This is a genomic window from Mesorhizobium sp. P2_B11 (assembly GCF_056404855.1).
Genome location: NZ_JBFUDF010000007.1, coordinates 193,167 through 217,938, shown reverse-complemented (window position 1 = coordinate 217,938; position 24,772 = coordinate 193,167). Strand labels below are relative to the sequence as shown.

Here is a 24,772-nt window from a genome sequence, read left to right as displayed (position 1 = left end):
GACATCCGCCACCCGCGCAACCCGTCCCGACCATAGACCGATTCAACACCGGTTTTTCAATCCATCCCAGAAAAAGTCACGGCTCGAAGTCAGGGCCGCGTCATCAATTCGCGCCCCAGCCGCTTCGGCGGCTCGGCGCGCAAAACCACATTGGTCGTCACCGCGCCGTAGCGGCCGATGGCATCGACGATCACTTCGAGGTCGGGCGGCGACGGCACAACGACCTTGACGAGAAAGCAGTCCTCGCCGGTCACCCTGAGCACCTCGACCACTTCCGGCATGGCGGCGAATTTCTTCAGGCAGGTCTGGATGTGCTCATGCGTGGTGCGCAGGCGGATCATGGCCATGGTGCCGAGACCGAGAGCGGCGGGATCGATCACTGCCCGGTAGCCGGCGATGATGCCGCGCTCCTCCAGCCGCTTCACCCGCTCCGACGTGGCGGGCTGGGACAGGCCGACGCGGCGGCCAAGTTCGGAAATGCCGATGCGGCCATCCTCCTGCACGATCTCTATGATCGCCATGTCGGTGGGGTCGAGCCGCGGCCGGTAATCGCCATTTGCCATGAGCACCTTCAATCCATCGGAATTCTTCGCTGCTTTCCGATGATCTCTCATTCCGCGGATGAGGAGAAGACCTAGAATTGGCCGGCATCGTTCACCAGGAGACAGGACAGTCCATGACCGACTTCATCATCTTGCCGGGCAGCGGCGGATCGGGCGAGGCCCATTGGCAGACACGCTGGCAACAGGCCAATCCGGCGATGCGCCGCTTCAGCCCGGCGAGCTGGGACCTGCCGGATTTCGACGACTGGGTGGCAGCGCTGGAAACCGCGGTGTCACAGGCAACAACGCCGCCGGTGCTCATCGCCCACAGCCTGAGCTGCCTGCTGGTGGCGCATTGGCAGGCGGCATCGAGCCGCCAGATCGCCGGCGCGTTTCTGGTTGCGGTTCCGGATCCGGCATCGCCGGTCTATCCCGCCTACGGGCGCCCCTTCGCCGACACGCCGCGCGGGCCGCTCCGCTTTCCTTCGCTGATCGTCGCCAGCACCGATGATCCTTACGACCCGCATGGCTATGCCGTGGCGAAGGCCGGGCAATGGGGCAGCGCGCTGCACAGCGCCGGACCGCTCGGCCATATCAACAGCGACAGCGGGCTGGGCGACTGGCCGGAGGGAATGGAATTGCTCATGGCCTTCGTCAGGGACATCGAATTGAGGGGCGATGGTCGAGCATCGGCTGACGCCGGCGGCGGCTCGTCTTCGCGCAATGTGCTGAATTCAGGTGGCTAGAAGTCTCTCACGCGCAGGGCCCTGCCCTGGCTGCTCCTCGTTCTGTCGCTCGGCGTCGGCTTTGCGCTTCGGGCAATCCTCATAGTCGTGATCGCGCGAGCCGCAGTAGGAGCAGCATTTTGCCGGCATGTCGAGGCGAAGCGTCATGGCCATGCACAAGAATGCACGAAAACCCATCCGGTTGCAGCAGCGTCTGCGACGTCTCGCATATTCGTCCTGCCTACATCAAAGTTAAATGCGGGCAGCGGTCGCGAGGTGGTAGTTGATCGGGCATGGGGGACTCTAGAGGAGGAGTCCATGGACGTTCGAAATCTGATTGCCAAACTGTCGGCCACAGTGTTGCGCCGGCGCACTGCTGCTCCACAAATACTGTTCAGGCCGATCCGCAACTCGCTCGCCGACATCCCGTTGAAGCCGCAGTCGCGGCCGCCCTACCGGCCACACCAACCGATCCGGCCGGCAAGCAACATGTAGCTTGCGCAAGCCTGCAACCACTTCGCGATTTCCTCGTTTATGGCGATCCCGATTCACGGAGGCTATCCATGAAATCGATAAACAATCCCATTCTGGTTCTGGGCGCCGCAGCCTTCCTGGTCGCGCCTTTTGCCGGGCTTTTGTGGCGGACGCGCGAATGGTTCGGATGGTGAATGTCTCATGAGCCGATTTCTTCCCCTGACAATCAAATTCGTGGACGGCAGCATGATGACGGTGTCGTCGATCGCCGACGCCAGCAAGGCGCTGGACGGAAAGTGGAAGAACAAGGACGCGCAGGGCTACAAGGCGGCCGCCAGGCTGGTGGATGACGCGCTGAACGGCATTTGCCGCCCGGCCATCGCCTTTGCCGCTTTCAAGAATGCCGCCGCCCAACAGGGCCTGCTGAAGCCGGCGAAGCCAAGCGCTGCCCTTGCCATGCTCGACGAATTGGCGTCGCTGGGCGGGCATCACTAAAAGGCCGGCTGAGGCGAAGTCGCGTCCCTTTGGAACGCCGATGACCTATCTCGGCTCGCGGTTCATGCTGAGATAGGTCGGGTCGAACTCGGCGATCTCGACAAGCCGCTGCCAGCCCAGGATCGTCACCATGTGATTTGCCCAGCCGATGACGCCGAGCCTGCGCAGCGCGCCGATGACCCGGTTCATATGAACGATCGACAGCCCCAGCACGTCGGCCAGTTCGGCCTGCGACAAAGGCAGACGAAAACTCATCCCGTTGGTCTGCTTGACGACCTGAAGCCGCACGAACAGCTCGCACACCAGATGCGCCAGATGCGAGGTCTTGGAGCGCCGGCCCATGGCCACGATCCATTCGCGGTGGATGGCGCCGTCGACCAGCGTGTCCAGCCACAGCAACCGGGTGAGATGCGGCGCCTGTTCGGTGATGGCGCGAAGCCGGCTGTGGTCGGCGGCGATGACCCGGCATGGCGACAAAGCGATAATGCCATGATCCATGGTCTTGAGCAGAAAGGCGTGCAGATCGACAAAATCGCCGGGCACCTGCAACGAGGTGAACTGTCGGCCGCCATCCTCCAGCACCTTGTAACGCGCCGCCAGCCCTTCGATGATGAGCGTGCTGTAGCCGGGTCTCGATCCCTCGGAAACGATGTCCTGGCCGGTGGCAAAATCCATCTCGACCGTCATGGCGCCGGCCAGCAGGCCCTTCTCCTCTTCTGAGAGGGCGTCATGCTGGCCAAGGTTCAGATAGAGCGATTCTAGCATTGAGGGGTTCTTCCATCCGGGATCGGTTGCCGTGGCTCAACGCCGGAGATCGGGTGCGGTTGCACACGGCCGGGCACTGCGGCTCCCTCCCCAGTTAGCGATGGCGAGAATCTGTTTGGGAATCAGCCGGATGGAACCATGGCTGCGGACAGGGGTTTAGCGTTTCATACAGGATGCTTGCGCCATGGAACGGTTCTATTTCGATCTCTACAACACCGAAAACCAGATCGATGAAGAGGGGCAGCTGTTCCCAAGCCGCGAGCGTGCGGGAGCCGAGGCGCTGCGGATATTGCACGATGTCGCCCGCGACGAGATGCCGGAGGGCGAGCATCGGCAGATCACCGTCAAGATGCTGAACCAGAACAGGGAGCAGATCTTCGAAGCGTCGCTGACCATGGCTTCGCTGTGGAGCTGAGTATCGGCGTCGCTGTTGACCGCACCATGGAACCTCTTGCTCTCCCCTCTGTTTCCTAAGGGAGGACCAGCGGCGGACGCTGCTGGCCGAGCAGATTTTGACCGGAGGCACGAACCCATGTCCTTGCAAAAGCTTCATCCCGAACATGTCGACGACACACGCCGGCTTGCCTATTCGACATTCGCCCCGGTGCTGATCGGTTCGCTTACCCGGCGGCTGGCGCGCTGCCAGGGACCCAAGGAACTGGGCGACGTGGAAAAGTCGCTCATCCGCCTGATCGAAGGCCTGGAGGTAGATGAACCGCAAGCCGAGGCGATGAGAGAGTTTGCCATCGAGCTGGTGGTGTCGACGATCAGCGAAGCCCGCGCTCATCCCGACACCAAAAGCGATGTCGAGGCCGTTGGCGAGCGCCGCACCGAGGGCCGCTCCGAAAACCCCGATACGCTCGAGGAACAGCTGCAATCAGGCCTGGAAGACAGCTTTCCCGCCAGCGATCCGCCCGCCGTCGTCTCGACCTCCATTTCCGGCGGAGCAAAGGAGATTGTCGGCACCGACGAGGTGCTGCGCCGCAAAAAGGAAGCCGAGCAGCAAAAGCGGGAAAAGGCCGACGCCGGTTGAGCTGAGGAACGCACCTCAACGGGCGGTTCGGTAACGGCTCGGCCGCGTCAGCCGAAGCGCTTGCGCGGCGCCTCGGCGCTTGCCCTTGCGACGATCGCCTCCAGCGGCTCCGGCCGATGCAGCAGAAACCCCTGGCCGTAAGCGACACCCATGCTGCGCAAAATCTCGAGCGCGGCCTGCTCTTCGATCTTTTCGGCCACCACCGCGCAGCCGAGGCTTTTGGCGATGCCCGTTATGGCCGAAACGATCTCGCGGTCGAACCGGTTTTGGGCGATGTTTTCGATGAACGAGCCGTCGATCTTGATCTGATCGACGGGAAAGCGCCTGAGATATTCGAACGAGCTCATGCCGGCGCCGAAATCGTCGAGGCTGACGCGGCATTGCCGCTCGCGCGCCTTGCGCACGAACTGTTCGGCGGCGTCGAAATTGGTGACGGCGGCGGTCTCGGTGATTTCGAAACCGATGCCGGAATGCGGCGCTCCGGTCTCGGCGATGACGGCGTCGACGAAATCCCACAGCAGCGGGTCGCTCAGCGTCTGCGCCGACAGGTTGAAGCCGAGCGTGATGGCGCCCGATTTCATGGCCGAGCCATGCTGCGACAGTGCGGTCTTGATGATCCAGCGGTCGAGCCGCGAGGCAATGCCGAAGCGCTCGGCGACCGGAATGAACTCGCCCGGCGGAATCAGCTTGCCATTCTTGCCCACAAGCCGCGCCAGCACTTCGACATGGCGGCTCTCGCGCCAGGGCAGACCCAGCAGATGAATCTCCTGGCCGAACAGTTTCAGCCGCCCGTCATCCATCGCGTCGACCGTGTCGGCGGCGACGCGGGCGGCGTTGAGGCCGCCGGAACCCGACGCCGCGTCGGCCGAAAACACCGCGAAGCGGTTGCGCCCCGCGGCCTTGGCCGCGTAGCAGGCGTCGTCGGCACAGGCCAGCGCATCGGCCACCGTCGTGGTGGTGTCGTCGACGAAGGCGATGCCGATGCTGGCCGCAAGCTTGCGCGACGTCACTGGCAGGCCGAGATCGGCGTCGCGCACGGCCGCAAGAATGGCGACGGCCAGCGCCTCGGCCTCGGCAGGTTCGCAATTGGGCACCAGCAGCGCGAACTCGTCGCCGCCAAGGCGCGCGGCGCGCGCCGATGCCGGCAGGCAGCCCACTATGCCGGCGGCGACGCCCTTCAGCGCCAGGTCGCCGGCGGCGTGGCCGGCAAAGTCGTTGAGCGCCTTGAAGTAGTCGAGATCGACATAGAACACCGCCAGCGGCAGAAGCCGCTCGGTGGCGATGTGTTCGGCCAGCAGCCGGTCGAAGGCGGCGCGGTTGAACAGGCCGGTCAGCGCATCGTGGTGGGCTGCGTAGGCGAGTTCGCGTTCGCGCTTCTTGTCCTCGGTGATGTCGCGCACGGTGCCGAGGATCTGGCCCGCGGAGTCTGGGGCTGCGATGAAGCGCACCAGCGATTCGACATGACGGATTTCGCCGTCTCGCCGGACGATGCGGTATTGCGAGGCGACGACCCCGTCGGTCGCAAGCGGCGACAGATGGGCGCGCTCGGTGGCGTCCTTGTCGTCGGGGTGGAGATAGGTGTGCCAGAGGTCGGCGGTCACTTCGTCCGTGTCGGCGACGAGGCCGAAAATCTCCCTGGTGCGGGCATCCCAATAACTCTTGTTGGCGTCGATATCGTGATGCCAGATGCCGGTACCGCTGGCCGCCAGCGCCAGGCGGAAGCGCACATTGACCCGCTCCAGTTCGGCTTCGGCCTCTTTCTGCCGGCTGATGTCGGTCTGGACGCCCATCAGCCTGACCGGCTTGCCTGTCGCGTCACGCTCGACAATGCCGCCGCGGTCCAGCACCCAGATCCAGTGGCCGTCCTTGTGCTTCAGGCGCAGCTCGGTCTCGATCGACGTGGTCAGGCCGGCAATGTGGCGCTCGCCGCTGGCCAGCGCCCGCTCACGGTCGTCGGGATGCGTCAGCTTCAGCCAGAGATCGCTGCTGTTGGCAAGCTCGCCATCCTCGTAACCCAGCATGTGCGACCAGGTCGGCGAATAGAAGCAATCGCCGCTCAAAACATCCCAGTCCCATACGCCGAGATGAGCGCATTCGAGCGCCAGCGCCCAGAACTCGCCGTTGCGTTTTTTCTCTTCAGCCATGCCCTGGTTTCGTCCACCCCATCGGCGCCATTGTACACGCAAGCAGACAAGAATCCGTTACCGGATGCGTGCGCGTACGAGGCGCAAGACCTGCAATGGTGCCGGATCATGCCGCGAGGCTTCGTCATGCGATCGGGGTTCGTCATGCCATGGGCGCCCTGATTGGAGTTGCCCGGCCCGGCCCGGGTTCGACGATCCTTATGGCGCGGCGGCGCGCATTGTCCTCGAGCAGACCGCGCAGTTCCTCACGGCCACGTGCAATGCGCGACATCAGCGTGCCGGCCGGCACGCCGAGCATCTCGGCGGCCTCGGCGTAGGAAAAGCCCTCGATGGCGACCATGGTCAGGGCGGCACGGCGGTCGGGGCTGATCGCCTGCAGCGCGTCGATGATCTCGCGCGCGGCGACGTTCTCCAGCTGGTCGGCGGGAGAGGCCTGCACCTCGCCGGCTTCCAGCGGCAGCATCGAGGCTTCGCCACGCCGGTTCACCTTGCGCATCTGGTCGATGAACAGATGATGCATGATCGTAAACAGCCATTTTCGCGGGCTCTCTCCCGTCTGCCAGTTGTCCAGCCGCGAGAGCGCCCGTTCCAGGCAATCCTGGACGAGGTCGTCGGCGGAATCGCGGTCGCGCAGCAGCGAGCGCGCATAGCGCCGCAGACGCGGGATCTCGTCGAGGATGGCTCTCTGCTTTTCGTCCATGACCTTGTTGTCTTCGTTGTCGGCTTGTCGCCGATGCAAAACCAAAGCGCCTTCAGGCTCGGCCCGAGGCAGCGTTGGCCAGCATGAAAATCGCTGCCCGCGTTCAGCGCGGCGCAGCATCGATGGAGACCCTGTCGGGATAGAAGGCGCCGTGGTCGCGGATTGCCGCCATTTCGTCGAAAGGCTGCACGTAGGCCCACATCGCATCGTTGCCGGCCTCGGCCGCCGGCAGCACGTTCCAGTAGCTGGCGACGCCCTTGTAGGGGCACTCGGTCGACAGGTCGGTCTTCTCCAGCTTGCGGAAATCGATGTCTTCGAACGGGATGTAGAAGCGGGAGGGGTAAGGCGGCTCGGTCACCATTTTGGCTTTCGCCGACGAGGCGATGATGACGCTGTTGGCAAACACGACGACACGCCCCTTGAAGGGTTCGACGGTGATCACCTTGCCCGGATTGCGCCGAAAGCCCGGTGACAGGTTCGCATGCTGATCCATAGCCGTTCTCCTTGTCCGCAGTGGTCCGATGCCGATCAAGGCGTCAGCTGCCGTTTTCGACCGGGCTCGACACGATGATCACTGCCGTGACGCCGGTCAGTTTTTCGCGCTTCTGAAGCCTTGGCTTTTCATAGGTCTTCTTCATCGTTCTTCCTTTCTTGACGCTCTGGCGGTCGGTCCGCGCGGCTGCCGGCCGTGCGATCATGGCTCCATGGGACAACAGGCGCATCTCCCGTCCGGCGGATGCGCTGCCCAAGGAAACCGGGGCGAGCGTGGCAAGAATGATTCGCATGTGTTTCCCTGGATCCGACGGCGGTGGATTTATCTCAGCCGGGACGGCGATGCTTGGGCCGGGCGGAACAGGGTTTTGGGGAATGCGGCCCTAGCGGCGCAGCGACGGCGACGGCCGCTTGGCGCCGGCATACGCTGCGAAATAATCGATAATGGGAGACAACAAGGCCAGACTCTATCAAATCAAGATGATTTGATATCAATTTCCGCCTTTTCGGCGAAAAGTCCAAAATAAATTATCGATAGACGAATTTTCACTTCCATAATATGTCGATTTTACCCTAATTAACCAAATATTAACCAAAGTTATCTGATAGTCTTGCAGTTATTCATCTGTTGCAATCCGAATCTAAGTTGTAATAATCATTACGAAGTTCGCTTTTGATATTACCGATATGGTAATGTCTTTGCGAAGCATGCAGCGGGAGGAGCTGCAGGGGTGAAATCCGGGTCAGGATTGTTCGCGAGGAACGGTCCGCCCGACGGAGGACATACGCATGAGATTGCTGAAATACGCGCTGCTGCTGGGAGCGTCGCTGCTTCCAACCCTGCCCGCGATCGCCGCCACTGCGTCCGGCAACATAACGGTGCGCATCACCATTATCGACGAATGCAAGGTCCAGACGGCAAGCGATCTTGATTTCGGCACGCACGGCGTCATCGATACGAATTTCGACCAGACAAGCACCATTGGCGTGCAATGCACGACCGGGAAGACCTACGATGTGGGTCTGGGCGTCGGGCTTGGCGCGGGCGCGACCACCGCGGTCCGCAAGATGACCGGACCGGCGTCGGCGACAATCAACTACACGATCTACAGGGAAAGCACTCGCACGCAGCTCTGGGGGACAACGATCCCCACCGAAACGGTTTCGGGAACCGGCAATGGCAGTGTGCAGAACATCACGGTCTATGGCCGTGTTCCAACGCAAACGACGCCGGCGGCAGGCGTCTACACCGACACCGTTGCGATCACCGTAACCTACTGACCGACGACGCCAATACGAGGACGACCATGCGATCCATGCTTTCATGCATCGGCGCCACGGCTCTTTTCTTGCTGTGCGCCGGTCTCTCACACGCCGCTTCGCTCAGGGTGGCGCCGACAGGTCTCGAGCTTATCGCGCCCGACAGCGCGGCGGTCCTCAACCTCAGCAACGACGACACCAAGCGGCCGATCAATGTGCAGATCAGGGTCTTCGCATGGAGCCAGTCCGGCGGCATCGAGACGCTGACGCCAACCACGGACGTGGTCGCCAGCCCGCCATCGACCAAGCTCGGACCCAACGCCCAATACGTGGTTCGCGTCGTGCGCGTCTCGAAGGCGCCGGTGCGCGCCGAAGAGAGCTACCGCGTCATCATCGACGAACTGCCGGACCCCTCGCGCAAGAGGGCCGGTACAGTCGCGCTCGCGCTGCGCTATTCGGTGCCGGTGTTTTTCCGCAACGCCGACGCAGCCGCGCCGGCGATCGCGTGGAGCCTGTCGCGCAATGGCGGCAGCCTGATGCTCACCGCCAGCAACAGCGGCCAGAGCCGCTTTCGCCTGTCCAACCTGATGCTGACCCAGGGCGGCAAGAAGCTCGGCAACCGAAACGGGCTTGTCGGTTATATCTTGGGCGGCGCGACCATGCAGTGGCCGATCGGCAGCAGCAAGTCACTGTCCGCGGGCTCCGTGCTTTTGAAGGCACAGAGCGATCTTGGACCCTTCGATGCCAAAGTTGCCGTCAAGGGCCGCTAGCACCGCGATTGTCGTCGCGCTCGCGACTTTCACACCTTGCCCGGCAGTGAACTCGCAAGAACTGCCGGCCGTGACGAACCCCGAAAAGCCTGATCCCGTTCTGCCAGCCGGCCGCAGCCTCTATCTGGAGGTGTTCATCAACGACGCCTCTACGAAACTCATCGGCAACTTCACCGAGATGCCGGATGGCGGCCTGGCGGCGACGCCGCAAGAGCTGAAGGAGGTCGGGTTGAAGCCACCGGAGGGTGCCGTCGACGCCGGCGGCCTGGTCAGGCTCGACCAGCTGGCGGACGTGTCGTTTCAGATCGACGAGGCGGCGCAGCGCCTCTACGTCACCGCCGCCAATGACAGCCGCGAGGCGCGCATGATCGATCTCGGCTTGCGCTTGCAGGACCGGCCGGCGCCGCAATCGGGCTATGGCGCGGTAATCAACTACTCGCTGTTTGCCAGCTCCAACACACTGTTCGACGGCGACAACGAACTGTTCCAGGGCATCTCGGGCGGCTTCGACACGCGTGTGTTCAGCCCCTATGGAACGCTTGGCCAGTCGTTCATCGCCGGCTATTCCGACGACAGGTTCGGCGGCTTCACCCGGCTCAACACGACCTGGAGCTATTCCGACCCCGACCGGCTGATGACCTACCGGGCCGGCGACTTCGTCTCCGGCGGCCTGTCGTGGACGCGGCCCGTCTATCTCGGCGGCATCCAGGCGCAGCGCAATTTCAGCCTGCGCTCGGATCTGGTGACGTTACCCCTGCCCTCCTTCGGCGGCACGGCGGCGGTGCCGTCGACCCTCGAAGTCTATACGCAAAACGTGCGCACCTATTCCGGCGACATCCAGCCCGGGCCGTTCCAGGTCACCAATTTGCCGGTGTTCACCGGCGCCGGGCAGGCGCAGGTGGTGCTGCGCGACAGCCTCGGGCGCGAGACCACCGCCACCTTGCCGTTCTATGCTTCCAACATGCTGCTGCGCAAAGGGTTGCTCGATTTTTCCGTCGAGGCGGGCATGGCGCGGCGCAATTTCGGCATCTCCTCCGACGACTATGACGGGCGCGTCATGGGCGCCGCCACGGCGCGCTATGGCCTGAGCGACCAGCTGACGCTGGAAGCCCATGCCGAGGGCGGTGCCGATCTGATCAATGGCGGCATCGGCGCTGCCTTTCCGCTCGGCCCCTATGGAGCGGCGTCGGCGGCGATGGCGGGCAGCCATCATGACGGGCGCACCGGCTCGCTGGTCGATGCCAGCGTCGAATTCGGCTATGAAGGTTGGGCGATCAACGCGCACATGCAGAGGGCCTTCGGCGGCTATGAAGACATCGCCTCGGTGACGGCGCAGCCGGTTCTCGATCCAGACGACTTCACGCGTTTCAGCGCCGGCGTGCCGCGCGCGGTCGACCAGGTGACGCTCAGCGTGCCGATGCCGATCGATTTCTCCAGCCTCAACCTCTCCTACACCCATCTCAAAAGCGCCGAGGGCGATACCAGCCAGATCGTCGGGCTCTCCTACAGCCAGGCGATCTTCAAGCGCAGCACGTTCTATGCCACGGCCTTTGCCGATCTCGACGACGACAGCAGCTATGGCGTGTTCGCCGGGCTTTCGATCCCGTTCAACGACGACATCACAGCCTCCACAGGCGTCGAGCAAGGGCCTGACGGCCTCAATGTCGTTGCCGACCTGGCCAAGTCCGAACAGGCGGAGGTCGGCAGCGTCGGCTGGCGGCTGCGCACGTCGGAAGGTGAAACGCCCAACCGCTCGGCATCGGTCAGCTATCGGGCGCTGTTTGCGCGCCTGGCGGCCAGCGCCCAGCAGTTCGACAAGGATTTTCGCGTGACCGGGCAGATGGACGGGGCCATCGCGGTCGCCGGCGGCGGCGTGTTCGCCACCAACCGCATCGACGATGCGTTTGCCGTCGTCGATGTCGGTACGCCTGACGTCGAGGTGCTGCATCAGAACAGGCCGGTCGGAAAGACCGACAGCAAAGGCCGCATCCTGGTCACCGGGCTCAATTCGTATGAGCTGAACACGGTCTCCATCGACCCGAAGAACTTGCCCGTCGACGCCGATGTCCCGACCACAAAGGAGACCGTCGTCCCGGCCGATCGCAATGGCGTGGTGCTGAAGTTCGGCGTGTCGGAGGCGGCACAGGCAGCCCTTGTGACGTTGGTCGATGCGAGCGGAACGCCGCTCGAAGCCGGGCTGTCGGGACGCCTCGACGGCGGCGCGGAAGACTTCGTCGTCGGCTATGATGGGCAGGCCTATATCAAGGGCCTCGCCCGGCAGAATTCAGTGCTGGTCGATCGCGGCGACGGCAGTTCGTGCCGGGCGACGTTCCCCTTCGAGGCGGTGCGCGGCCGGCAAGTGACGATCAAGGACGTGGTGTGCCAATGACAATGCCGGGCCAAATGCTGCGCGCCGCAATCGTGGCCATCCTGCTGGCGATCTTGCCATCGCTTGCCCGCGCGCAGAGCTGCAGCTTCAGCGTCACCAACGTCAATTTCGGCCTCATCGACACGCTGTCGGCCACCGCGGCCACCGCGACGGCGACCTTGAACATCAATTGCACCGGCGGGCTGGTGCGCATCCTGGTCTGTCCGCATATCGGCGCCGGCAGCGGCGGTGCGACGTCGGCGGCAGCGAGGCAGATGCTGAGCGGCGCCAACAGCCTCAACTACCAGCTCTATTCGGACCCCGGAATGAGCGTCGTGTGGGGTTCCTATAACTGGCCCTATGCATCGCGCCCACCGGTCATCGCGCTGCCGGTTCTGATCGGCAACGCATCGGGCAGCGCAACGATCTATGGCCGGGTGACCGGAGGCCAGTCGACGGTTCCGCCCGGCACTTATCTGTCGACATTTTCCGGCAGCCAGCTCGAGTTTCGCTACCAGAACGACCTGCTCGGCAACAGCTGCAACACTGGGTTCGGCTTCACGGCGCCGTCTCCGACCTTCACCGTCAATGCCACGGTGCCGGCCAATTGCCTGGTCGCCACCCAGAATATCGATTTCGGCCCCAAGGGCGTGCTCGACGCCAATGTCGACGCCACCGGCCAGGTCTCGGTCACCTGCACGCCGACCACCGCCTATACGGTGTCGCTCAACGGCGGCACGACGGGCGGCACGCCGACCAACCGCAAGATGTCCAAGGGCGCCGAGCGGGTGACGTACGGCCTCTACAAGGACAATGCGCGCTCGCAGCCCTGGGGCGATGCCGGAACGCCGGGAAGCACGGTGGCCGGCACCGGGACGGGCGCGGCGCAACCCCTCACCGTCTACGGCCGCGTGCCGCCACAGGCCACGCCCTCGGCCGGCGTCTATACCGACACGGTGGTGGTGACCATCACCTATTGATCGCGGCCGGCGTCGGCCGGCGCCAGCCACCGCGCGTATATCTCGCCGACGATGCCGCGGCGGAAGACCAGCACGCAGATCATGAAGATCAGGCCGGTGGCGATGGTCACCGGGAAGCCCGAGGTGGCGAGCGTGTTTTCCAGGCCGACGACGAGGCCGGCGCCGACGACCGGGCCGACCATGGTGCCGATGCCGCCGAGCAGGGTCATCAGGATCACCTCGCCCGACATCTGCCAGGTGACGTCGGTGAGGGTCGCGAACTGGAAGACGATCGCCTTGGTGGCGCCGGCAAGCCCGGCGAGCGCCGCCGACATGACGAAGGCGGCGAGCTTGTAGCGGCCGACCGAATAGCCGAGCGAAATGGCACGGTTCTCGTTCTCGCGGATCGAACGCAGGATCATCCCGAAGGGCGAATTGACGATACGCCAGACGGCGAAGACGCCGATGAGGAAAACGGCGAGCACGACAAAATACATGTTCAAGGTGACGTTGAGATCGATGACGCCAAACAGCGTGCCGCGCGGTACGCCCTGGATGCCGTCCTCGCCTTCGGTGAACGGCGCCTGGACGCAGAAGAAGTAGAACATCTGCGCCAGCGCGAGCGTGATCATCGAGAAATAGATGCCTTGCCGGCGGATGGCGAGGAAGCCCATGACCAGTCCGAGCACGGCAGCACCCGCGGTGCCGAGCAGGATGCCGGCTTCCGGCGGCCAGCCCCAGTCCTTGACGGCGTAAGCACAGAAATAGGCGGCGGCGCCGTAGAAGGTGGCATGGCCGAAGGACAACAGCCCGGTGTAGCCGAGCAGCAGGTTGAAGGCGCAGGCAAACAGCGCAAAGCACAGCATCTTCATCAGGAAGATCGGATAGACGAAGAAGGGCGCGGCGATGAGCGCCAGTATGGCCAGTGCTATCAGCACCCGCTCAAGCCGGACGGAAGCGGCGGTGCGCTGCTCGTGAAGGGTTGCCTCGCTCATCTCAGGCATCCCTTCCAAACAGGCCGGCGGGGCGCAGCAGAAGCACGATCGCCATGATGACGAAGACGACGAGGTTCGACGCCTCGGGATAAAACACCTTGGTCAAGCCCTCGGCGAGCCCGAGCATGTAGCCGGTGACGATGGCCCCGAGGATCGAGCCCATGCCGCCGACGACGACGACAGCGAAGACGACGATGATAAGATCCGACCCCATCAGCGGGCTGACCTGATAGACCGGTGCCGCCAGAATGCCCGCGAGCCCCGCAAGGGCCGCGCCCAGCCCATAGGTGAGCGTCAGCAGTAATGGCACGTTGACCCCAAAAGCCTGCACCAGCTCCGGATTCTCGGTCGCGGCGCGCAGATAGGAGCCGAGCCTGGTCTTTTCGATCAGCAGCCAGGTGCCGATGCAGACGATGAGCGAAGCAACCACCACCCAGCCGCGATAGTTGGGCAGGAACATGAAGCCGAGATTGGTGCCGCCGGCGAGCTGGGACGGCACGGCATAGGGATTGCCTGACACGCCGTAGTAGAAGCGAAAGACGCCTTCGATGACCAGCGCCAGGCCGAAGGTGAAGAGCAGGCCGTAGAGCGGATCGAGCCGGTAGAGCCGCGACAGCGCCAGGCGCTCGACCGCCATGCCGAACACGCCGACGACGAGCGGAACCAGGACCAGTGCCGGCCAGTAGCCGATGCCGAGATGGACCAGCATCAGATAGCCGATGAAGGCGCCGAACATGTAGAGCGCGCCATGGGCAAAGTTGATGATGCGCAGCAGGCCGAAGATGACGGCCAGCCCAAGGCTGAGCATGGCGTAGAAGGAGCCGTTGATCAGCCCGACCAGCATCTGGCCGAGCAAGGCCTGGACGGGGATGCCGAAGATCATCGTCATGGCGTCATCATACCCCAAGCACCTCGTGCAGCTGTTCGGTGTGAGCAGAAAGCTCGCTTACGGCAAAACCCTCCACCACCTTGCCATGCTCCATCAGATAGAAGCGGTCGGCGATGCGGGCGGCGAAGCGGAAATTCTGCTCGACCAGCAGGATGGTCATGCCGCGCTTCTTCAAGGTCGCCAGCAACTCGCCGATGCGCTGGACGATGACCGGCGCCAGGCCCTCGGTCGGTTCGTCGAGCAGCAGCATCTGAACACCCGTGCGCAAGATGCGGGCAATGGCCAGCATCTGCTGCTCGCCGCCAGAGAGTTTGGTGCCGGGGCTGTTGCGGCGTTCTTTCAGATTGGGAAAGAGGTCGAATATCTCCTCGACGCTCATGCCGCCCTTGGCCACCACCGGCGGCAGGATCAGGTTCTCGTCGACAGTGAGCGTGGCGAAGATGCCGCGTTCCTCAGGTACGAAGCCCAGACCCTTATGCGCAACACGATGCAACGGCAGGCGCATCAGGTCGCTGCCGTCGAAGGTGACGCTGCCGCTGCGCTTGCGGACCAGCCCCATAATGGCGCGCAGCGTCGTGGTCTTGCCGACGCCGTTGCGGCCGAGCAGCGTTACCGTCTCGCCGCGAAAGACATCGAGGTTCACGCCGTGCAGCGCGTGGCCCTCGCCGTACCAAGCGTGGAGATCGCGCACGGCAAGCAGCGGCTCACTCATGCCCCGCCCCTTCATGCTCGGTCCCCATATAAGCGATGCGGACGCGCTCGTCCGTGCTCACCGTTGCGTAGTCGCCGGCGGCGAGCACCTGGCCGCGCTGCATGACGGTGATCCAGTCGCAGAGGTCGGCAACGACGGTGAGATTGTGCTCGACCATCAGCACGGCGCGGTCGCGTGCCAGCGAGCGGATGATGCCCGAAATCGTTCCGACATCCTCATTCCCCATGCCGGCCATCGGCTCGTCGAGCAGAAGCACTTTCGGATCGAGCGCCAGCGTGGTGGCGATCTCGAGCACGCGTTTTCGGCCATAGGAGAGATCACCGGCCAACCGATGCGCGACATCGTCGAGGCCGACAATGGCGAGAAGCTCGCGCGCCCTTGGTGTCAATTTGTCGAGTGCCGACAGCGAGCGCCAGAACTGGAAGCCCAGCCCGCTCGGCCGTTGCAGGGCGACCCGAACATTGTCGAGGACACTCAGATGCGGAAAGATCGCCGAGATCTGGAACGAGCGGACGAGGCCCATGCGCGCCACCCTGGCCGGCGGCGTGCGGGTGATGTCGCTGCCCAACAATTCGATCCGGCCGCTGGTCGGCTGCAGGAATTTGGTCAACAGGTTGAAGATCGTCGTCTTGCCGGCGCCGTTCGGCCCGATCAACGCATGGATCTGGCCGTGATGGACGTCGAGGTCGACATTGTTGACGGCGACGAAACCGGCGAAATCACGCCGCAGGCCGCGGGCGGAAAGCACCACCCGCGGCGTGTCTTTTGTGCCGCCCGCCCGGACGGCTTCAGCCTGCGCCACCGTCACTTGGTGACGAGCGGGCAGCCGCTGTCTTCGGCCTTGGTGAAGGCCTTGTCGCCTGGAATGGTCGCCAGATAGGTGTAGTAGTCCCAGTCCTTCTTCGACTCCTCGGGTTTCTTGACCTGGTAGAGATACATGTCGTGCACCATCGAGCCGTCGGCCTGCACCTTGCCGTTGGCGGTAAAGACGTCGTCGACCGGCAATTCATGCAGCTGCTTGGCGACCGCTTCGGTCTCGTCGGTGCCGGCCTTGTCGATGGCCTTCAGATATTGCAACACCGCCGAGTAGGTGCCGGCCTGGACCATGTTGGGCATGCGGTTGGTGCGCTTGAAGAAGCGGGTGGCGAAGTCGCGGCTTTTGTCGTCGCGATCCCAGTAAAAGCCTTCGGTCAGCACCACGCCCTGCGCCGCCTGCAGGCCGAGCCCATGCACTTCGGAGAGCGTGAACAGAAGGGCCGCCAGCCGCTGGCCGCCGGCAACGATGCCGAACTCGGCCGCCTGCTTGATCGTGTTGGAGGTGTCGAGGCCGGCATTGGCGAGACCGACGACCTTGGCGCCGGAGGACTGCGCCTGCAGCAGGAACGAGGAATAGTCGGTCGAGCCTAAGGGGTAACGCACTTCGCCCAGCACCTTGCCGCCGCTGGCTTCAACCACCTTTGAGGTCTGCTCCTTCAGCGAATAGCCGAAGGCATAGTCAACGGTGATGAAATACCAGCTGTCGCCGCCCTGCTGCACCAGCGCACCGCCAGTGCCGACCGCCTGGGAATGGGTATCGTAGGCCCAGTGGAAGCCATAGGGCGAGCACTGCTTGCCGGTCAGCTCTGTCGAAGCGGCGCCGGTGACGATGTCGATCTTCTTCTTTTCCTTGGACAGCCCCTGGACGGCGAGCGCCACCGAGGAGGTCGTCAGCTCCATGATGGCATCGACCTGTTCGGTGTCATACCACTGGCGCGCGATGTTGGAGGCGATGTCGGGCTTGTTCTGGTGGTCGGCGTTGACGATCTCGATCGGAGCGCCTTGCACCTTGCCGCCAAAATCCTCGACGGCCATCTTGGCGGCCTCGACCGACCATTTGCCGCCGAAATCGGCATAGACGCCCGACTGGTCGTTGAGGATGCCGATCTTGACCTTGCCGTCGGAAATTTCGCCGGCCGCCGCCGGCATCGCAGTCGCCGCGAGCAGAGCGGCTGAGACGAGATAGGATGCTTTCACAGGTGGTTCCTCCCTTGGGCCGACGCCGGGAAACGCGGCAGCCTTGCAATGGTTCAACAGTTCCGTCCGGTTCTCGCTGAAATTCGGGCCGTCGCGCCCGCCACTCCTCCTGTAGCGCCCCTCCGCCCCGGGTGCACCGGGAACCTAGCATCACATTTCGCGCGGCGAGAATGCTATTTTCGTAGCATGGCGCGCGGGGCGGGTCGCCGCTACCAGTCAGGCTCGATTCGAGAGTCTTCGGAAAAGCCTCGCGATCCCGGCGGTGAGAGCGTCGTGGCCGCAGCTTCACGCAGTGCCGCCGGAAGCCCTTTGAGATGTTCGCTGTCCAGCGGAAGGGAAAGATAGTCGGTGGCAATGCGGGCAGCCACCTCCGCCTGCTCGCGATCTCTCACCGCCTTGACCGCAGACCGGTCCGGCCGCATGGCCAGCCAGGCCTTGTGCAAGGCGAAAATCCGGGGGTCGACCGTCGGTATGCTTACGGGATAGCCGCGCTCATCAATCGCCACAGCCTCCACCTTCGGCGCGTTGATGAGCCATTGCAGCCCAACCATGGGCGCGCTGTCGAGGTCATCGGCAAGCGGCGTAATGGAGGTAGGGGCATTGTCCTTGCGGATGTGTCTTGCCTGTGGGCGGATCAGATCGACCAGGTAGCCATCACGATTCGTTGCTCTGAAAGCGCGGGGTTGGAGCGGCTTGAATGATCTGTCCACTTTGCGCAACAGCCCAATCAAACCGGACTGGCTCACTTTCTCAACGGTCATGAAGCTGATGCGGCGGCGGGAATCGAAAAGCAAGTCGATGTCGCCAGTCGCCGTAAGGCCGCTGGTAACCTGGACACCGGCCAGAGCCTCGTAAGCGAATAGCGCGTTGGTGCCGACGACCATCAACTGCCTGCCGAGCAGGTCCGTTTCGGCGCACCGCCGCAATATCCGTGCAGCGATTGCCGGCATCCGGCCCAAACCCATTGCCACATTGACCTTGGCCAGGCTGTTCAGGCGATTGGACAGGCCAGCCAGCAGATCCTTGTTTTGCGCCCTGCCCTCGGAAAACGCGGCAAACGCCTTCTCCGTCCGGCTGCTTCTCGGTCCAAGCGAATTCTCGACCTGCCGGACCTTGCGCAGGAGATACTCAGCGCCGTTGCGCTCGACCCAGCGCATGCTGCCTGCAAAGCGCCTTTGGCGCTCGGCATTGGCATGCAACCAGGCCTCGTAGACCTGCTGCGTGTCGATGAGTTGGCGCCGTTGCTCGCCGGTCAACTCGCTCAGCATTGTTTTCCACTCTTGCGCGTGATTTTCAATACCATAGTGGAAAAATGTTAAATAACAATAATTTGCTCTATTTTTTCCACTACCAAATCACTTTCTGCCGAATTGAGTGGAAAACTCAACAAAAATAATATGTTATCATCCAATCCAGTGCACTCAGCATCGCTGGACGGCTCCTGCCCCATCACCACGGCAGTCTTTTGCCGTCGCGGAAGAAGCCGCCGGTCGGGCCGTCATCCGGCAAGGTGGCGGCCCAGACGATGCCGGCTGCCCCTTGCGCCACCGGGCGTCCGCCGGGACCGCCCATGTCGGTCGCGACCCAGCCGGGGCAGATGGCGTTGACCAGCACGCCGGCGCCGCGCAATTCGGCGGCGAGAATGCAGGTCAGCGCGTTGAGCGTCGCCTTGCTGGTCGAATAAGCCGGGGCGCCGGCGCCCATCGACGCGAGCGATCCGCCCTCGGAGGACACATTGACCAGCCGGCCATGGCCGGAGGCGCTGAGCAGCGGCGCGCAGGCGGCAGCTATGCGCCAGGCGCCGAAGACATTGGTCTCGAAGGCTTCGCGGATCACCGTCCAGTCGGGCTTCAGCGCCCGCGCGCGTGGGTCATAGTGGATGGCGGCGTTGTTGACGAGCACGTCGAGCCGGCCGAAGCGGCGCTCGATTTCGGCCACGGCAAGTGCTGCCGCATCGACTGCTGCGACATCCAGAGCGATGACCTCCACCTTGCCGCCCAGTTGTCGCGCCGCCGCCTCGCCCTTGGCCGGATCACGCGAACCGATGAGCACAGTGAAGCCGAGCGCCGCCAGCTGTCGGCCGGTCTCCAGGCCGATCCCGCGATTGCCGCCGGTGACGAGCGCGACCTTGCCGGAGTGGGTGTTCATCGTTTCATGTCCATCTCGATTTTCCCGAGAAGATGGCATGAGCCGGATCGATTGATTAGAGCCTGGGACGGCAATCGCTATGCGATGGGGTGCATGAGTGAAGAGGCGAGCCACCCTCACCGCTTCTGCGGATAGATCGTCTCGCCGCGTTTCAGCATTTCGACGAAGGCCTCGATCTTCTTCCTGCGCCCCGCCTCGGTCTTCATGTTGTGGGTTCGAAACGCCAGCGCGAAGCGGTTCTGAGCGGACAGTTTTGCCAGCATCGCTTTCGCCTCAGGTTCGGCGTCGATGGCGGCCTGCAGATCGTCGGGGATCTTCATATCCTTGCCTGAGGCATAGGCGCGGTCCCAGCGGCCGTCGGCCTTGGCCGCCTCGACCTGTTTTAGCCCATGCTCGGTCATGCGGCCCTCCTCCATCAGGCGGGCGACATTGTCGATGTTGATCTTGCTCCAGATGCTCTTTTTGCCGCGCGGCGTGTAGCGCTGCAAAAAACTCTTGTCGTCGAGCGATTTGCGTATGGCATCGATCCAGCCGAAGCACAGCACCACGTCTATGGCCTGTTTGGGTGTGATCGAGGCGAGGCCCGAGCCGACCTTGTGCACCTTGATCCAGACCTCGCTCTCGCCGGCATGGTTCTCGCGCAACCAGGCATAGAAACTATCCGGATCCGGGAATTCCCGGACTCTTTGCGGATCGACCTTGAACGGCGCCATCATCACCTCGTTTGTTGCCGGACCGGTTCTACCGGCTGTCGATGCCAGTTTCTGTCAGCTGCGTCGAGGGCGCCGCTTTCCCTTCTCCCCTTGTGGGAGAAGGTGGATCGGCGCGTAGCGCCGAGACGGATGAGGGGTGTTCCAGCGGAGTGAGGCGTTGGCGTTCCCTGGAACACCCCTCATCCGTCGCCTTCGGCGACACCTTCTCCCACAAGGGGAGAAGGGGGAGCCCTACTGCAAATGCGGCTTCTTCAAAAAGCTGTTGCGGTCGGCCGATTTCACTCTGAGCCAGGTCTCGCGGCCATCGCGCACCACCCTCAGCGGGATCTCCGAACCCGCCGGATTCTGCCAGAGCTTGCGGTAGAAATCGGCCAGACCGTCGACCTCGCCGTCGCGCACGTCGGAGATGATGTCACCCTGGCGCAGGCCTGCCTTGGCGGCGGGGCCGCCTTCGGCGACGCTCATCACGATGACGGCGCCGTTCGATTCCGCCGAGAAGGCGCCGAGCCACGGACGTGGAGGCTTCGCCACCTGGCCGCGTGTCAAGAGATCGTCGAGGATCGGCGTCAGCAGGTTGATCGGCACGACCATGTTGATGTCTGCCACCTCGCCGTTGCGGCTCATCTGCAGCAGCAGCGAGCCGATGCCGAGCAGGCTGCCGTCCTGACCGAGCAGCGCAGCACCCCCCCAGGACGGGTGCGCCGGGGCGATGAAGATCGCCTCATCGAGCAGATACTCCCAATAGCCGGCGAATTCCTGCTTGGTGACGATGTGGGCCTTGACCGAGCGGCCGGTGCCGTCGGCAAACACCACGGGGTCGCCAACCTTGGCTTTCTCGGCATCACCCAAGGCAACAGCCGGCAGGCCGAGCGGCGCCAGCGCCTGCACCAGGCCGAAACCGGTTTCCTGGTCGTAGGCCAGCGCATGCGCCGGCACGACGCGGCCGTCCTGGTCGGTCAGCCAGACTTCTTCCGCCTCGGTGATGAGATAGCCGATGGTCAGCACCAGCCCGTCGCCGCGGATGACGACGCCGCTGCCTTCCCGGCGCGTGCCCAAGGCGTTCGCCGTAAAGGCGTCGTCGGGCACCGTGGCGCGCACGGCAACGACGGAGCGCAAAAGCGGGGACAGAGGATCTATGGGCATGCTTTCATCCTGGCGGGCGGAGATTACCCTTTATAGGTATGCCGCGCTGGGCGAGACGCAAGGGGCGCTCTTCCCTTCTCCTCCTGTAAGGGAGAAGGAAAAACCAACGCCCCTATCGATAATAGTTCAACACAAGTTGAACCTTTCTAATTTGCACCTATGTTTGGCAGCATATTCGACCCGCCAAACCCTGAGGAAATCTCCGCATGACCGAATACACCCCGCCGAAAGTCTGGAGCTGGAAGAAAGCCAATGGGGGCACGTTCGCCAGCATCAACCGGCCGATTGCCGGCCCGACGCACGACAAGGTGCTGCCGGTGGGCAAGCATCCGCTGCAGCTCTACTCGCTGGCGACGCCGAACGGCGTCAAGGTGACTGTCATGCTGGAGGAACTGCTGGCGCTCGGCCAAAAGGGCGCCGAATACGACGCCTGGCTGATCAAGATCAACGATGGCGACCAGTTCGGTTCGGGCTTCGTCGAGGTCAACCCCAACTCCAAGATCCCGGCGCTGCTCGACCGCAGCGGCAAGACGCCGGTTCGCGTCTTCGAATCCGGCTCGATCCTGCTCTATCTCGCGGAAAAGTTCGGCGAATTCCTGCCGACCGAACAGCCGGCGCGCGCGGAAACCTTGTCCTGGCTGTTCTGGCAGATGGGTTCGGCGCCCTATCTCGGCGGCGGTTTCGGCCATTTCTACGCCTATGCGCCGGAAAAGTTCGAATACGCCATCGACCGCTTTGCCATGGAGACCAAGCGCCAGCTCGACGTGCTCGACCGGCGGCTGGCAGAGACCGAATATCTCGGCGGCGCCGGCTACTCGATCGCCGACATGGCGGTGTGGCCCTGGTATGGCGGCCTGGCGCTCGGCCGCATGTACAATGATTCCGCCGAGTTCCTGTCGGTGCAGGACTACAAGCATGTGCAGCGCTGGGCCAAAGCGATCGACGCCCGCCCGACGGTGCAGCGCGGCCGCATGGTCAACCGCGCCTTCGGCGACCCGGCGATGCAGCTGCACGAACGCCACGACGCCGGCGATTTCGAGACCAAGACGCAGGACAAGTTGGTCGCGGCGGAGTGACTTTTTACCCTCCCCCTTGTGGGGAGGGTCGATCCGCAAAGCGGATCGGGGTGGGGGTCGGCGCCAAGCACCCCCACCCGGACCTTCGGTCCGACCTCCCCACAAGGGGGAGGTAGGGAGCTCATCCCATCAACTTCGCCAGCCGCGGCACGCCCTCACCCACGGCGCGTTTATCCGCCAGCGTAAAGCTCATGCGCATCGTGTTGCGGCCTGAGCCGTCGGCGTGGAACGCATTGCCCGGCACGAACGCCACGCGGGCTTCCTTGACCGAACGGGCGAGCAGCGCCGTGGCATCCGAGCCCTCGGGCAGCGTAAGCCAGACGAACATGCCGCCTTCGGGGCGGCTCCAGCTCACACCATCGGGCATTTCGGCCTCGAGCGCGGCAAGCAGAGCGTCGCGGCGGCCGCGATAGGCATCGATCAGCTTTTCCACCTGGCCGTCATACACCGCCTCGGAGACGCGGTGCATGACCAGCTGGTTGATCGACGGGCTGTGCAGGTCCGAGGCCTGCTTCATCAGCACCAGGCGCTCGACGACGCGGCGCGGCGCGCAGACCCAGCCGACGCGCATGCCCGGCGACAGGATTTTTGAGAACGAGCCGCAATAGAGCGTGCGGGCATTTTCGATGCCGCCGGAGCGTTCGCAGTCGATCGCCAGGATCGGCGGCTCGCCCTCGCCGTCATAGCGCAGCGCGCGATAGGCGGCGTCCTCGATGACGGCGATGTCGAGCTCGCCGGCGAGATCGAGCACCGCCTCGCGCTGCGCGCGGTTCAGCGTCTCGCCGGTCGGATTGGCGAAATCGGGCACCAGATAGGCGAATTTTACGTTGCCGCCGGCAGCTGCGGCCGCCGCCTGGTAGGCGGCCGGCGTCATGTTGCCGCCATCCGGCGTCAGCCGGTCGTAGCGTGGCTCATAGGCATTGAAGGCCTGCAGCGCGCCGAGATAGGTCGGCCACGTCACCAGCGCGGTGTCGCCCGGCGACAGAAATAGTTTTCCCAGATAATCCAGCGCCTGCTGCGAACCGGAGGTGATGAAGATGTTGTGCTCGTCGCAGGCGATGCCGAGCTTGCCCATCTGGCCGGCCAGCCAGCGCCGCAGCGGCAGATAGCCTTCGGAGACCTGATACTGCAGGGCAACACTCGCCTCCGCGCCGCCGAGCACCGAGGCGTAGGCATCGGCAATGGCTTGCGAGGGAAACAAAGCGGGATCGGGAATGCCGCCGGCAAAGGAGATGATGTCGGGCTGGTCGAGCAGTTTCAACAGCTCGCGGATTTCCGACGCCTTCATGCGCGAGGCGCGTGACGCCAACAGGTCCATCAAACTCATCAGCCCACCTCCCCGGATACGGCATCTGGTCCAGCATGATCGTTCCGACCATGCGAATTTAGGTCAATCTAGCTGACCTATTATCCCGCTGGAATAGCCAGAAAGCCATTCCGCGTGGCCCAGGTGGAAAAGCAAACACATTTTCACCCCCGCACAGGGAAAATTGTTGCGCGTCCAAAGGCGTGGATGCAACCTCGTTTCGAGACGACCGGCATAAAAAGAACAGCGGTCTCAAGAACGGGGGGGTAAATGACACTCGAGCTCATCGGGGCCGGATTCGGCCGCACCGGCACATGGTCGACCTTTGCCGCGCTGAACAGGCTCGGCTTTCCCAGCTACCACATGCAGGAAGTCATCATCAACAAGGCCAACAAGGGCCATCTCGACTTCTGGCGCAAGGTGGCGAACAGCCCGCCCGGCAGCCAGCACGACTGGACCAAAGTCTTTGCCAACTACAAGGCGACGGTCGACAATCCCGGCTGCTGCGTGTGGCGCGAATTGATGGCCGCCTATCCCGACGCCAAGGTGCTGCTCACCCTGCACCCGCGCGGCGCCGAAGCCTGGTACGACAGCACCATCGACACGATCTACTTCACCAAGAATGTCTGGCAGTTCAAGATCCTGGAGTGGCTGACGCCCTTCGGCCGGAAATTCGGCGATATGTCGAGCAAACTGGTCTGGGGGCGCACGCTGGCCGGCGTGATGGACGACCGCGCCAAGGCGATCGCACGCTATAACGCCTACACCGAGGAGGTGATAGCGGCGGTGCCACCGGAAAAGCTGCTGGTGTTCAAGGTCAGCGACGGCTGGGCGCCGCTGTGCGCCTTCCTCGGCGTGGCGCTGCCCAACGAGCCGTTCCCCAACCTCAACGACCGCGAAAGCATCAAGAAGATCATCCGCGACATCATCAAGGGCAGCTACATCATGCTGGGGCTGTCGATCGCCGCGATCGTGCTTGTGCTTGCGGCGCTGTGGTGGTGGCTGGGGTAGGCAAGGAGAGCAAGAGCCTGCCCTCCATCTGAGGAGACC

The 24,772-nt window shown here is 63.6% G+C and carries 26 protein-coding genes; 11 read left to right on the top strand and 15 right to left on the bottom strand.

Annotated elements, in window-relative coordinates; translation table 11 throughout:
• Nucleotides 1–89: 89 nt before the first annotated feature.
• Entirely contained in the window at nt 90–563 is a 474-nt protein-coding gene (locus tag AC1DYJ_RS23870) for an Lrp/AsnC family transcriptional regulator (RefSeq protein WP_477282119.1), read from the bottom strand.
• Nucleotides 564–676: 113 nt separating this feature from the next.
• Between AC1DYJ_RS23870 and AC1DYJ_RS23865 the strand changes: the two genes are divergently transcribed.
• The 3 genes from AC1DYJ_RS23865 (at nt 677) to AC1DYJ_RS23855 (ending at nt 2,236) form a co-directional block, all read left to right on the top strand.
• Nucleotides 677–1,288 carry an RBBP9/YdeN family alpha/beta hydrolase gene (locus tag AC1DYJ_RS23865; protein ID WP_477282117.1) on the top strand — a complete coding sequence of 204 codons (612 nt, stop codon included), beginning with the start codon at nt 677–679 and terminating at the stop codon, nt 1,286–1,288.
• A gap of 297 nt (nt 1,289–1,585) precedes the next feature.
• Nucleotides 1,586–1,762: a hypothetical protein gene (locus AC1DYJ_RS23860; protein WP_477282115.1), complete on the top strand. Its 177-nt coding sequence runs from the start codon at nt 1,586–1,588 to the stop codon at nt 1,760–1,762.
• A gap of 180 nt (nt 1,763–1,942) precedes the next feature.
• Complete coding sequence (locus tag AC1DYJ_RS23855) at nt 1,943–2,236, top strand: DUF982 domain-containing protein (RefSeq protein WP_477282114.1); 294 nt, start codon at nt 1,943–1,945, stop codon at nt 2,234–2,236.
• Between the two features lie 45 nt (nt 2,237–2,281).
• Here the strand turns inward: AC1DYJ_RS23855 and AC1DYJ_RS23850 are convergent, their stop codons facing one another.
• A complete protein-coding gene (locus tag AC1DYJ_RS23850) occupies nt 2,282–3,001 on the bottom strand; it encodes a Crp/Fnr family transcriptional regulator (RefSeq protein ID WP_477282113.1) in 720 nt (239 codons plus the stop codon).
• Nucleotides 3,002–3,185: 184 nt separating this feature from the next.
• Between AC1DYJ_RS23850 and AC1DYJ_RS23845 the strand changes: the two genes are divergently transcribed.
• Together AC1DYJ_RS23845 and AC1DYJ_RS23840 are read left to right on the top strand one after the other, a co-directional pair.
• Entirely contained in the window at nt 3,186–3,416 is a 231-nt protein-coding gene (locus AC1DYJ_RS23845) for a DUF6894 family protein (protein WP_352593112.1), read from the top strand.
• A gap of 117 nt (nt 3,417–3,533) precedes the next feature.
• A complete protein-coding gene (locus AC1DYJ_RS23840; RefSeq protein ID WP_477282110.1) occupies nt 3,534–4,034 on the top strand; it encodes a hypothetical protein in 501 nt (166 codons plus the stop codon).
• A 47-nt stretch (nt 4,035–4,081) separates the two neighbouring features.
• On the opposite strand, the gene AC1DYJ_RS23835 is transcribed toward AC1DYJ_RS23840, so the two are convergent.
• The 3 genes from AC1DYJ_RS23835 to AC1DYJ_RS23825 all read right to left on the bottom strand — a co-directional run bounded on the left by AC1DYJ_RS23835 (nt 4,082) and on the right by AC1DYJ_RS23825 (nt 7,371).
• A complete protein-coding gene (locus tag AC1DYJ_RS23835; protein WP_477282108.1) occupies nt 4,082–6,178 on the bottom strand; it encodes an EAL domain-containing protein in 2,097 nt (698 codons plus the stop codon).
• A 142-nt stretch (nt 6,179–6,320) separates the two neighbouring features.
• The gene (locus AC1DYJ_RS23830) at nt 6,321–6,878 is read right to left on the bottom strand and encodes an RNA polymerase sigma factor (protein ID WP_477282107.1); all 558 of its coding nucleotides are present in this window, start codon (nt 6,876–6,878) and stop codon (nt 6,321–6,323) included.
• Nucleotides 6,879–6,981: 103 nt separating this feature from the next.
• Entirely contained in the window at nt 6,982–7,371 is a 390-nt protein-coding gene (locus AC1DYJ_RS23825; RefSeq protein ID WP_477282105.1) for a DUF427 domain-containing protein, read from the bottom strand.
• Between the two features lie 788 nt (nt 7,372–8,159).
• Between AC1DYJ_RS23825 and AC1DYJ_RS23820 the strand changes: the two genes are divergently transcribed.
• From AC1DYJ_RS23820 to AC1DYJ_RS23805, 4 genes are read left to right on the top strand one after another with little or no spacing between them, the layout of a single operon-like run.
• Nucleotides 8,160–8,651, top strand: a complete 492-nt coding sequence (locus AC1DYJ_RS23820) for a Csu type fimbrial protein (RefSeq protein WP_477282103.1) — start codon at nt 8,160–8,162, stop codon at nt 8,649–8,651.
• A gap of 26 nt (nt 8,652–8,677) precedes the next feature.
• The gene (locus AC1DYJ_RS23815) at nt 8,678–9,400 is read left to right on the top strand and encodes a fimbrial biogenesis chaperone (protein WP_477282101.1); all 723 of its coding nucleotides are present in this window, start codon (nt 8,678–8,680) and stop codon (nt 9,398–9,400) included.
• The gene (locus tag AC1DYJ_RS23810; protein ID WP_477282099.1) at nt 9,372–11,789 is read left to right on the top strand and encodes a fimbria/pilus outer membrane usher protein; all 2,418 of its coding nucleotides are present in this window, start codon (nt 9,372–9,374) and stop codon (nt 11,787–11,789) included. The genes AC1DYJ_RS23815 and AC1DYJ_RS23810 overlap by 29 nt, the downstream gene beginning before the upstream one ends.
• A gap of 14 nt (nt 11,790–11,803) precedes the next feature.
• A complete protein-coding gene (locus AC1DYJ_RS23805) occupies nt 11,804–12,748 on the top strand; it encodes a Csu type fimbrial protein (RefSeq protein ID WP_477282633.1) in 945 nt (314 codons plus the stop codon).
• Here the strand turns inward: AC1DYJ_RS23805 and AC1DYJ_RS23800 are convergent.
• From AC1DYJ_RS23800 to AC1DYJ_RS23760, 9 genes are all read right to left on the bottom strand, one after another.
• On the bottom strand, nt 12,742–13,722 hold the full coding sequence (locus AC1DYJ_RS23800; protein WP_477282097.1) for a branched-chain amino acid ABC transporter permease: 981 nt from the start codon (nt 13,720–13,722) through the stop codon (nt 12,742–12,744). The genes AC1DYJ_RS23805 and AC1DYJ_RS23800 overlap by 7 nt on opposite strands.
• A gap of 1 nt (nt 13,723) precedes the next feature.
• The gene (locus tag AC1DYJ_RS23795; RefSeq protein WP_112566970.1) at nt 13,724–14,611 is read right to left on the bottom strand and encodes a branched-chain amino acid ABC transporter permease; all 888 of its coding nucleotides are present in this window, start codon (nt 14,609–14,611) and stop codon (nt 13,724–13,726) included.
• A 7-nt stretch (nt 14,612–14,618) separates the two neighbouring features.
• On the bottom strand, nt 14,619–15,323 hold the full coding sequence (locus tag AC1DYJ_RS23790; RefSeq protein ID WP_477236229.1) for an ABC transporter ATP-binding protein: 705 nt from the start codon (nt 15,321–15,323) through the stop codon (nt 14,619–14,621).
• Nucleotides 15,316–16,131: an ABC transporter ATP-binding protein gene (locus tag AC1DYJ_RS23785; RefSeq protein WP_477282095.1), complete on the bottom strand. Its 816-nt coding sequence runs from the start codon at nt 16,129–16,131 to the stop codon at nt 15,316–15,318. The genes AC1DYJ_RS23790 and AC1DYJ_RS23785 overlap by 8 nt, the downstream gene beginning before the upstream one ends.
• Entirely contained in the window at nt 16,128–17,336 is a 1,209-nt protein-coding gene (locus AC1DYJ_RS23780; protein ID WP_477282093.1) for an ABC transporter substrate-binding protein, read from the bottom strand. Before AC1DYJ_RS23780 ends, AC1DYJ_RS23785 begins: the two co-directional genes overlap by 4 nt.
• Before the next feature lie 209 nt (nt 17,337–17,545).
• Nucleotides 17,546–18,604 carry a GSU2403 family nucleotidyltransferase fold protein gene (locus AC1DYJ_RS23775; RefSeq protein ID WP_477282091.1) on the bottom strand — a complete coding sequence of 353 codons (1,059 nt, stop codon included), beginning with the start codon at nt 18,602–18,604 and terminating at the stop codon, nt 17,546–17,548.
• A gap of 181 nt (nt 18,605–18,785) precedes the next feature.
• The gene (locus AC1DYJ_RS23770; RefSeq protein WP_477282089.1) at nt 18,786–19,484 is read right to left on the bottom strand and encodes an SDR family NAD(P)-dependent oxidoreductase; all 699 of its coding nucleotides are present in this window, start codon (nt 19,482–19,484) and stop codon (nt 18,786–18,788) included.
• A gap of 116 nt (nt 19,485–19,600) precedes the next feature.
• Nucleotides 19,601–20,197 carry a YdeI/OmpD-associated family protein gene (locus AC1DYJ_RS23765; RefSeq protein ID WP_477282087.1) on the bottom strand — a complete coding sequence of 199 codons (597 nt, stop codon included), beginning with the start codon at nt 20,195–20,197 and terminating at the stop codon, nt 19,601–19,603.
• 231 nt (nt 20,198–20,428) lie between these two features.
• On the bottom strand, nt 20,429–21,340 hold the full coding sequence (locus AC1DYJ_RS23760; protein WP_477282085.1) for a S1C family serine protease: 912 nt from the start codon (nt 21,338–21,340) through the stop codon (nt 20,429–20,431).
• A 206-nt stretch (nt 21,341–21,546) separates the two neighbouring features.
• Between AC1DYJ_RS23760 and yghU the strand changes: the two genes are divergently transcribed.
• Entirely contained in the window at nt 21,547–22,416 is an 870-nt protein-coding gene (gene yghU / locus AC1DYJ_RS23755; protein ID WP_477282083.1) for a glutathione-dependent disulfide-bond oxidoreductase, read from the top strand.
• Between the two features lie 121 nt (nt 22,417–22,537).
• Here the strand turns inward: yghU and AC1DYJ_RS23750 are convergent, their stop codons facing one another.
• Nucleotides 22,538–23,746 carry an aminotransferase-like domain-containing protein gene (locus AC1DYJ_RS23750; protein WP_477282631.1) on the bottom strand — a complete coding sequence of 403 codons (1,209 nt, stop codon included), beginning with the start codon at nt 23,744–23,746 and terminating at the stop codon, nt 22,538–22,540.
• Nucleotides 23,747–23,992: 246 nt separating this feature from the next.
• Here AC1DYJ_RS23750 and AC1DYJ_RS23745 point away from each other — a divergent pair, with 246 nt between their 5' ends.
• On the top strand, nt 23,993–24,733 hold the full coding sequence (locus tag AC1DYJ_RS23745) for a sulfotransferase family protein (protein ID WP_477282081.1): 741 nt from the start codon (nt 23,993–23,995) through the stop codon (nt 24,731–24,733).
• The last annotated feature ends 39 nt before the right edge of the window (nt 24,734–24,772 follow it).